The sequence below is a fragment of the Brevundimonas sp. genome, from assembly GCF_041688735.1.
Taxonomy (GTDB): domain Bacteria; phylum Pseudomonadota; class Alphaproteobacteria; order Caulobacterales; family Caulobacteraceae; genus Brevundimonas.
The window spans coordinates 23,856-31,925 of the sequence record NZ_JBDNHO010000085.1; the positions used below are offsets into that span (position 1 = coordinate 23,856).

Consider the following 8,070-nt stretch of genomic DNA (forward strand, 5'->3'; position numbering starts at 1 on the left):
TGCCGCCCGACGCGCGACTCGGCGCGCGCGCAGGGTCGCCAGTCCGGGGTGGACCCGGCGGCACTGCTTGAGGAACCAGGACTGACATGCGTTTTCAGCGTTATATGACGGGTGTGGCCATGGCCGCACTCCTGACCGGGACAGCCGTGGCCCAGACTCCGCCTCAGGCTCCTGCTGCGGCTGGCACTCTGAACCCCGCGGCCGAGCAGGCTCCGTCCGCAGTGGCGCAGCGTCCGCAATTCCAGTTGGCCGACGGCGTCCTGGTCACTGTGAACGACAGCGTGATCACCGGCTTCGACCTGCGCCAGCGAATGTTGCTGCTGATCGCCATGACCCAGGTCCAGCCGACGGCTGAAAACATTCCCGCCATCCAGCAGGAAGCGATGAGCGCCCTCATCGACGAGCGGCTACAGTCGCAGGAGCTGAGGGAATACAAGGACTTGGTCGTCACCGATGAAGAGGTCGGCGAAGAGATCACTTCCATGGCTCAGGAGGTCGGCACGACTCCTGAGGCCTATCTCAGCTTCCTTGAGCAGGGCGGCATCCGCGCGCAGACGCTGCGCGAGCAGCTTCGGACCCGCATCGGCTGGCAACAGCTGGTCGGCGGCCGGTTCCAGAGCCGCGCCCGCGCCAGCAAGGGCGCCGTCGACGCCGCCTTGCGCCAGGTCTCCGAAGCCGCGTCCAAGAAGCAATATCTTCTCGGCGAGATTTACATCGAGGCGGCTCGCGTCGGCGGTCAGCAGGCCGCGGTGAACGGCGCCAATCAGCTGGTCCAGCAGATGGTCAGCCAGGGCGCGCCCTTCCAGGCCGTGGCCCAGCAGTTCTCGACCGCGCCGTCGGCGGCGCGAGGCGGAGACGCAGGATGGGTGGTTGAGGGCACGTTGCAGCCGGTCCTGCAGACCGCGATGGATCAACTTGACGTCGGCCAACTGTCGCGGCCCATACCGGTCGAGGGCGGCGTCTACATTCTCTACATGCGTGACAAGCGTGACGGCTCGGCCGCCAATATGGTGCAGCTGAAGCAGGTCATGATCGAGCTTCCGGAAACAGCTTCCGAAGCCGATGTCGCCGCCGCAAGCCAACGCCTGGAGGGCCTGCGTCCCCAGCTGACCTGCGACAGCATGCTGGCCCGCGCCACCTCGGAACAGGGCCTGCTGGGCTCTGATCTGGGCGAAGCCGACGTGCAGAACCTGGCCCCGCAATTCCAGCAGGTCGCCCGGTCGGCCGAGGTTGGCTCGGTCAGCTCGCCGGTCCGTACCCCGCTGGGCCTGCACCTGGTAGGCGTTTGTGGCCGTCGCGCCGGCGGCGCCACGGCACCCGACGTTCGGCAGGTCGAGAACGGCCTGCTCCGCCAGAATCTGGCGACGCTGGAGCGGCGTTACATGCGGGACCTGCTGGCCGACGCCCTGGTCGAGTACAAGCAGTGATCCATCCCGCCCCGCTGGCCCTCACCATGGGCGAGCCGGCGGGCGTGGGACCCGAGATCATCGCAAAGGCGTGGTCCGCCCTCAAGGACGAAGGCCCCGCTTTCGTCGTCGTCGGCGATGCGACGCTGCTGCGCGAACAGGGCGTCGCCGTCCATCCGGTCCTGGCACCAGCCGGCGCCCGCTTGGCGTTCGCCCGTGGCGTCCCTGTCCTGCATCAGCCGCTGGCCGTCTCCGCCAGGGCCGGCTTGCCGGACGTTGCCAACGCCGGCCTCGTCGCCGACTGGATCGAGCAGGCGGTCAGTATGGCTCTGGCGGGCGAGGTCTCCGGACTGGTGACCGCTCCGATCGCCAAGGCCCCGCTCTACGCCGCCGGATTCCGCTTTCCCGGCCACACGGAATTCATCGCGGAACTGACCGCCGACGCGCCCTTTTCCGGAACGCGAGGGCCGGTGATGATGCTGACGGCCCGGAACCTGCGGGCCTGTCTGGTCACCATCCACGCGCCTCTGGCCAAGGTGCCCGAGCTGGTCACTGCCGAGCGGGTCATCCGCACCGCGTGGGTGGTGCACGAATCCATGCAGCGGGATTTCGGCATCGCCTCGCCCCGACTGGCGCTGGCGGCGCTCAATCCGCACGCAGGCGAGAGTGGCGCGATCGGGCTGGAAGAGATCGAGGTCCTGATCCCGGCGGCCAACGCCTTGCGCGCCGAAGGCATCGCCATCACCGACCCCTTGCCGGCCGACACCCTGTTCCACGATGAGGCCCGCGCGAAATACGACGCGGTGCTGTGCCTCTATCACGATCAGGCCCTGATCCCGGTGAAGACGCTGGACTTCTGGGGCGGCGTCAACTGCACCCTGGGCCTGCCGGTGATCCGCACCTCGCCCGACCACGGCACCGGCTTCGACATCGCCGGCAAGGGCGTAGCGCGACCTGACAGCCTGATCGCGGCCATTCGACTGGCGGGCCGGATGGTGGCGGCGAGGGCGTGACGGACCTCCCCTCTCTCCGCGAAACGCTCGACGCCCACGGCCTGTTGGCGAAGAAGAGCTTCGGCCAGCATTTCCTGCTGGACCTGAACGTGACCCGTAAGATCGTGCGGCTGGCCGGGCCCTTCGAGGGGCGGGCGGTGATCGAGGTCGGGCCGGGGCCCGGCGGCTTGACGCGCGCCCTGCTGGACAGCGACGCCGGCAAGGTCGTGCTGATCGAGAAGGACCCGCGTTTCCTGCCGCTGTTGTCCGAACTGGACGACGGTTCAGGCCGCATGACCGTCGTCGAGGCCGACGCGCTCAGGGTCAAGGAAGCCGATCTGGTCGAGGGCCCGGCGCATGTCGTGTCCAACCTGCCCTACAACGTCGGCACCCCCCTGCTGATCAAATGGATCACCGGGCCGTGGCTGCCCCATGCCCTGACGCTGATGTTCCAGAAGGAAGTGGCCGAGCGCATCACGGCCGCCCCCGGCGACGACGCCTATGGTCGGCTGGCGGTGATCAGCCAGGCGGTGTGCCAGGCGCGTCTGGTCATGCACCTTCCCGCTACGGCCTTTACGCCTCCGCCCAAGGTGGCGTCGGCGTTAGTGCATCTGGTGCCCCACGCCGTTCGACCCGACGCCGGTCGACTGAAGCGACTGGAGCGTGTCACGGCCGCCGCCTTCGGCCAGCGCCGCAAGATGCTGCGCTCCAGCCTGAAGCCGCTAGGAGGAGGCGCGCTTTGCGAGGCCGCCGGAATCGAACCGGACGCGCGGGCCGAAGTCGTGGACGTGGCGGGATTCCTGCGGCTGGCCGACGCGCTTTCCGGCTGACATGACGCGGGTTCAGTAGAAGGTTTCAGGCCCGGACACGCGACTGCCGTCGCTGCGATACCACTGGCGTTCGTCCTTGCGATCCCTGCCAGGATCGCCGTCGCGGCCTCGATCATCGCGCCAATCCGCGCGTTCGCGACGATCGTCGGAGCGATAGCGCATGCGCTCTTCATCGACCCGGCGTTGGTCTTCCATGCGCGCCGTCCGCTCGCTACGGGCCTCCGCGTAGTCAGGACGTGGCTGATCGAAGCCGAACGGCCACCGCCGCGGTCGCTCGCTGCCTTCGACGATCACGGGCGGCGGCGCAGGTTCGTAGGCGACCTGGCGCGGACGTTCGGCACGTTTCGGCTCGACAGGGGCCGGGGGATAACCCTCGAAGTCCCCGTACGGCAGGGGCTGGTAGTTCACCTCCCGGACATAGGAGCGATGCGTGTAACCGTCGGCCAGCGCGCCGACATCCATGACCGACCCGGGAACGGGGACAGGTTCGCGCGGATCCACCACGGCGATACTGAGGCCGGGTCCGGTGGATGTGGGAATGCTGCGGCTCTCATCCAGCCTCAACGCGGACGCCGCGCCGACGCCGGCCACCGCGACGCACGCGGTGATCGCAGCCATAGCGACAGAAGATTGTGTCCAGGGCATCGTTCCGCTCTCACGCTTCCAACTGATCTCAGAAAGCGCGAGACCCCCGGGGGTTGCTCAAACCATCTCGTTCAACAGGGCACCGTGATAGGCGTCGAGCCAGGTGTTGCGGAAACGCCTGGACCGCTCGGCGTGATAGATGTGGGCCAGCTCGGCATACGATCGGTCGAAGTCGTCGTTGACGAAGACGTAGTCGAAGTCGCCGCAGTGCTCGATCTCGCCCTTGGCGTTCTGGATACGGCGCTCAATGACCTCGTCGGCGTCCTGGGAGCGGGTCACCAGACGACGACGCAGCTCTTCCAGGCTGGGCGGCAGGATAAAGACGCGGACGGCGTCTTCCGGACACTTCAGCGCGATGTCGCGCGCGCCCTGCCAGTCGATGTCGAACAGGACGTCGCGACCTTCGGCCAAGGCCCGGGCGATGGGCGCGCGGGGGCTGCCGTAACGGGCGCCGTGGACGTCCGCCCATTCCAGGAAAGCACCGGCGTCAATCAGGCGCTGGAACTCGGCCTCGTCGACGAAATGATAGTCGCGGTCCGCGACCTCGCCCGGGCGGATGCCGCGCGTGGTCATGGAGATCGACAGTTCCAGACCGCCGTGGTCGGCCATCAGGCGACGGCACAGGCTGGTCTTGCCCGCGCCCGACGGGCTGGCGACGATCAGCAGGACGCCGCGTCGGGGGGTGTGGTTATTCGACATTCTGGACCTGTTCGCGCAACTGTTCGATCACGGCCTTGAGATCGAGGCCGATTCCGGTGAGCGCGGTCGTAGCCGATTTCGAACAGAGGGTGTTCGCTTCACGCATGAATTCCTGCATCAGGAAGTCGAGTTTCCGACCGGCGGGGGGTTGCCGCAACAGGGTCCGGGCGGAGGCCACGTGGGCGGTCAGGCGATCCAGTTCCTCGCGCACGTCGGCCTTGGTCGCCAACGACGCCGCCTCGAGGACAATCCGGTCCTGTAGACCCGGGGTGCCCAGTTCACTGAGATTGGGTGCAAGTTCGGTCAAGCGACGCGTGAAACGCTCGCGGATCGCGTCGGTCTGGGCCAGCGCTTCGGTTTCCGCTCGCGCGACCAGACGATCGATGGCGTCGATGAAGCCGGTGATCACGGGCAGAAGGTGCTCGCCCTCGCGGTCCCGGGACGTTTTCAGCGCATCCAGCGCCCGGTAGATGGTGTCGGCGAGGGCGGCTTCCACGGCTCCGCGCGCGTCCGGGTCGTCCTCATCCTCCGGCATTTCCAGAACGCCGCGCAGCGACATCAGGCCGTCGGCGGACGGCGGAGTCGCCCCATCTTCGGCCAGACGGTTCGCCAGCGTCAGATAGTGGGCGAGGATCGCCTCATTGACCTTCAGGCTGGCCGAGGATGCGGATCGCCTGGCCTGTACGCCCAGAGTCACCTGACCCCGGTTCAGCCGCGCCTGTGCCGACGTCTTGGCCAGGCGATCCAGACTGTCGAAGCCGGGCGGTCCCCGAAACCGGATTTCCAGATTACGCCCGTTGACCGAGCGAGCCTCGACCGACCAGCTCCAGTCGCCGTGCGCGCCTTCCGCGCGGCCGAAGCCGGTCATGCCGGAAATCGTCGTCATCTGGCCGGGGCCGTCTGGGGCACGCGAATGACTTGCGCGCCAGGCGGGATCGTCAGCGCGCCGGGCGCGGTCCCGTCTGCGGGCGTGGTCGGCACTGTGCCCGGCGCGGCGGCCGCGGCGGCCTCAGGCGGCAAGCCCGCCCGCTGGCGTTCGATGGCGCGCCAGCGGGCGACGTTGGACCGGTGCTCCTCATAGGTCCGGGCGAAGACATGCCCGCCGGTGCCGTCAGCCACGAAGAACAGTTCGTCGGTGCGCGGCGGGTTCAGCACGGCGGCGATGGCCTCGCCCCCCGGATTGGCGATGGGCGTCGGGGGCAGGCCGTCGATATGATAGGTGTTCCAGGCCGTCTGGCGGTCCAGCTCCGAGCGCCGGATGCCGCGTCCCAACGGGCGTCCTCTGGTGATGCCGTAGATAATGGTCGGGTCGCTCTCCAGTCGCATGCCTGCCCGGAGGCGGTTGGTGAAAGCGGCGGCGACGCGCGGGCGTTCGGCCGCGACGCCCGTCTCCTTTTCGACGATCGAGGCCAGGATCACCGCCTCATCCGGAGACTGGACCATGCTGGCCGGACCCCGTGTCGCCCACAGGCGGGCAAGGTTCTCCTCATGCGCCCGCTGCATGCGGACGATGATCCCGGCGCGGGTCTCGCCGCGCTCGATCTCGTAGGTGTCGGGCCACAGCGTGCCTTCGGCCGGGGCCTCGTCCACGCGCCCGACAAGAAGCGGCTCAGCCATCAATATGTCCACGGCCTGGGCCGACGACCAGCCCTCGGGCAGGGTGACGTAGTGGCGGACCACCTTGCCCTCGACCAGCAGAATGATGACGGAGCGCAGGGACGCCTTGGTGGGCACCTCATATTCGCCTGCCCGCAGTTTGCGGTCCGCGCCGGTCAGGGTTGCGGCGGCGCGGAACATGTCGGTCGAGCGAATGACCCCCGCGGCCTTGAGGTTCGCCGCGATGGCGTTGACCCCGGCGCCGCTGGGCAGGGTGACGATGGTGTTCTCCCCGCCCCGCGCCGAGGGTCCGGGCGCGTAGAAGACGCTCCAGGCCGCGATCAGGGCCACGATGAGAAAGGCGCTGAAGGTCGCGGTCGCGGCCAGCAGGGCGGTCTTGCGACCCGTGTTTCGCTCAACCGACATCAGGCGACCTTCCTGAAGATGACCGAGGCGTTGGTGCCGCCGAAGCCGAAGCTGTTGGACATGGCGACGTCGATCTTCATCGGCTTGGCGTTATGGGGGACCAGATCAATTGCGGTCTCTTGCTCGGGATCGTCGAGGTTGATCGTCGGCGGCGCGATCTGGTCGCGGATGGCCAGGACGCTGAAGATCGACTCAATGGCCCCGGCCGCGCCGAGCAGGTGGCCGGTCATTGACTTGGTCGAGGACACCGCGAGCTGGCTCGCATGGTCGCCGACCAGCCGTTCGATAGCGCGCAGCTCGATCCAGTCAGCCATGGTCGAGGTGCCGTGGGCGTTGACGTAGTCGAGGTCGGACGGCTGCATCCCGGCCCGCTTGAGCGCCGCCTTCATGGCCCGCAGACCGCCCTCCCCGTCCTCGGACGGGGCGGTGATATGCCAGGCGTCGCCGCTCATGCCGTAGCCGACGACCTCGGCGTAGATTTTGGCGCCGCGTGCCTTGGCGTGTTCGTACTCTTCCAGAACCATGATGCCCGCGCCCTCGCCCATGACGAAGCCTGCGTGGTCCTTGTCATAGGGGCGACTGGCTTTCTCGGGCGCGTCGTTGAAGGCGGTGCACAGGGCCTTGCAGGCCAGGAAACCGGCGATACCGATGGGGACGATCGAGCTTTCGGCTCCACCGGCCACCATGACGTCGGCGTCGTCACAGGCGATCATTCGCGCCGCGTCGCCGATGGCGTGGGCCCCGGTGGCGCAGGCCGTCACCACCGAATGGTTCGGGCCCTTGAGGCCGTGACGGATCGAGATCTGGCCCGAGGTCAGGTTGATCAGGGACGAGGGAATGAAGAAGGGGCTGACGCGGCGCGGCCCCTGTTCCTTGAGGATGATGGCGGTGTCGGCGATGGGACCCAGACCCCCGATGCCCGAGCCGACCATGACGCCGGTCCGTTCCTGGTCCTCGGCCGTATCGGGCTTCCAGTTCGCGTCGGCCAGGGCCTCGTCGGCGGCGGCGATGGCATAGACGATAAAGTCGTCGACCCGTTTGCGGTCCTTGGGCGACATGACCTTTTCGTGGTCGAACACGCCGGGCTGGCCCGGCGCGCCGCCGCCGCGACCGTTCACCGACGGGATCTCGCCCGCGATGGTGCAGCCCCAGCCCTCGGCGTCGAAATTGGTGATCTGACCGATGCCCGACCGGCCGGCCAGAATGCCTTGCCAGTTGTGCTCGACGCCCCAGCCGAGCGGGGTGAGAAGACCGAGGCCGGTGACGACGACGCGGCGCATGGGCGCTCCTCGTTTCAGAATCTTGGCCTTAAACACTAATGGCCGCCGGGCGGCCCCGCTAGAGCGTTCGCCGCTCAAGTTGACGTATAGCCATCATGCCGGAAGTAGTTGGCGCATTCCTGGGGTGTGAAGGCCTTGAGGATATCGCCGATGCGGTCCCAGAGGCCCGTCATTGTGGTCTCGGCGGCGGCTCGCA

8 protein-coding genes are annotated in these 8,070 nt (G+C 67.9%); 3 read left to right on the plus strand and 5 right to left on the minus strand.

The genetic code is table 11. The features are described from left to right. Positions 1-86: 86 nt before the first annotated feature. The 3 genes from ACESMO_RS08780 to rsmA are packed head-to-tail and all read left to right on the plus strand — an operon-like array spanning position 87 to position 3,228. Positions 87-1,427, plus strand: coding sequence for a peptidylprolyl isomerase (locus ACESMO_RS08780; protein WP_372707783.1), 1,341 nt, complete (start codon positions 87-89; stop codon positions 1,425-1,427). Further along, positions 1,427-2,419 (plus strand): 4-hydroxythreonine-4-phosphate dehydrogenase PdxA, encoded by a 993-nt coding sequence (gene pdxA / locus ACESMO_RS08785; RefSeq protein ID WP_372707790.1) that lies wholly within the window; start codon positions 1,427-1,429, stop codon positions 2,417-2,419. Before ACESMO_RS08780 ends, pdxA begins: the two co-directional genes overlap by 1 nt. Continuing rightward, on the plus strand, positions 2,416-3,228 hold the full coding sequence (rsmA, locus tag ACESMO_RS08790; RefSeq protein ID WP_372707784.1) for a 16S rRNA (adenine(1518)-N(6)/adenine(1519)-N(6))-dimethyltransferase RsmA: 813 nt from the start codon (positions 2,416-2,418) through the stop codon (positions 3,226-3,228). Before pdxA ends, rsmA begins: the two co-directional genes overlap by 4 nt. Before the next feature lie 12 nt (positions 3,229-3,240). Here rsmA and ACESMO_RS08795 read toward each other — a convergent pair whose 3' ends face one another. The 5 genes from ACESMO_RS08795 to fabF form a co-directional block, all read right to left on the minus strand. Next, positions 3,241-3,846, minus strand: coding sequence for a hypothetical protein (locus ACESMO_RS08795; protein WP_372707785.1), 606 nt, complete (start codon positions 3,844-3,846; stop codon positions 3,241-3,243). Positions 3,847-3,930: 84 nt separating this feature from the next. Next, complete coding sequence (gmk, locus tag ACESMO_RS08800; protein WP_372707786.1) at positions 3,931-4,572, minus strand: guanylate kinase; 642 nt, start codon at positions 4,570-4,572, stop codon at positions 3,931-3,933. Further along, entirely contained in the window at positions 4,562-5,458 is an 897-nt protein-coding gene (locus ACESMO_RS08805) for a YicC/YloC family endoribonuclease (RefSeq protein ID WP_372707787.1), read from the minus strand. Before ACESMO_RS08805 ends, gmk begins: the two co-directional genes overlap by 11 nt. Then, complete coding sequence (gene mltG / locus ACESMO_RS08810; protein ID WP_372707788.1) at positions 5,455-6,594, minus strand: endolytic transglycosylase MltG; 1,140 nt, start codon at positions 6,592-6,594, stop codon at positions 5,455-5,457. Before mltG ends, ACESMO_RS08805 begins: the two co-directional genes overlap by 4 nt. Beyond that, complete coding sequence (gene fabF, locus ACESMO_RS08815) at positions 6,594-7,874, minus strand: beta-ketoacyl-ACP synthase II (protein ID WP_372707789.1); 1,281 nt, start codon at positions 7,872-7,874, stop codon at positions 6,594-6,596. The genes mltG and fabF overlap by 1 nt, the downstream gene beginning before the upstream one ends. Positions 7,875-8,070: the final 196 nt, after the last annotated feature.

Coding starts and splice junctions, on each gene's coding strand:
- ACESMO_RS08780 (WP_372707783.1), top strand. CDS start 87: ATGCGTTTTCAGCGTTATATGACGGGTGTGGCCATGGCCGCACTCCTG.
- fabF (WP_372707789.1), bottom strand. CDS start 7,874: ATGCGCCGCGTCGTCGTCACCGGCCTCGGTCTTCTCACCCCGCTCGGC.
- ACESMO_RS08805 (WP_372707787.1), bottom strand. CDS start 5,458: ATGACGACGATTTCCGGCATGACCGGCTTCGGCCGCGCGGAAGGCGCG.
- mltG (WP_372707788.1), bottom strand. CDS start 6,594: ATGTCGGTTGAGCGAAACACGGGTCGCAAGACCGCCCTGCTGGCCGCG.
- ACESMO_RS08795 (WP_372707785.1), bottom strand. CDS start 3,846: ATGGCTGCGATCACCGCGTGCGTCGCGGTGGCCGGCGTCGGCGCGGCG.
- gmk (WP_372707786.1), bottom strand. CDS start 4,572: ATGTCGAATAACCACACCCCCCGACGCGGCGTCCTGCTGATCGTCGCC.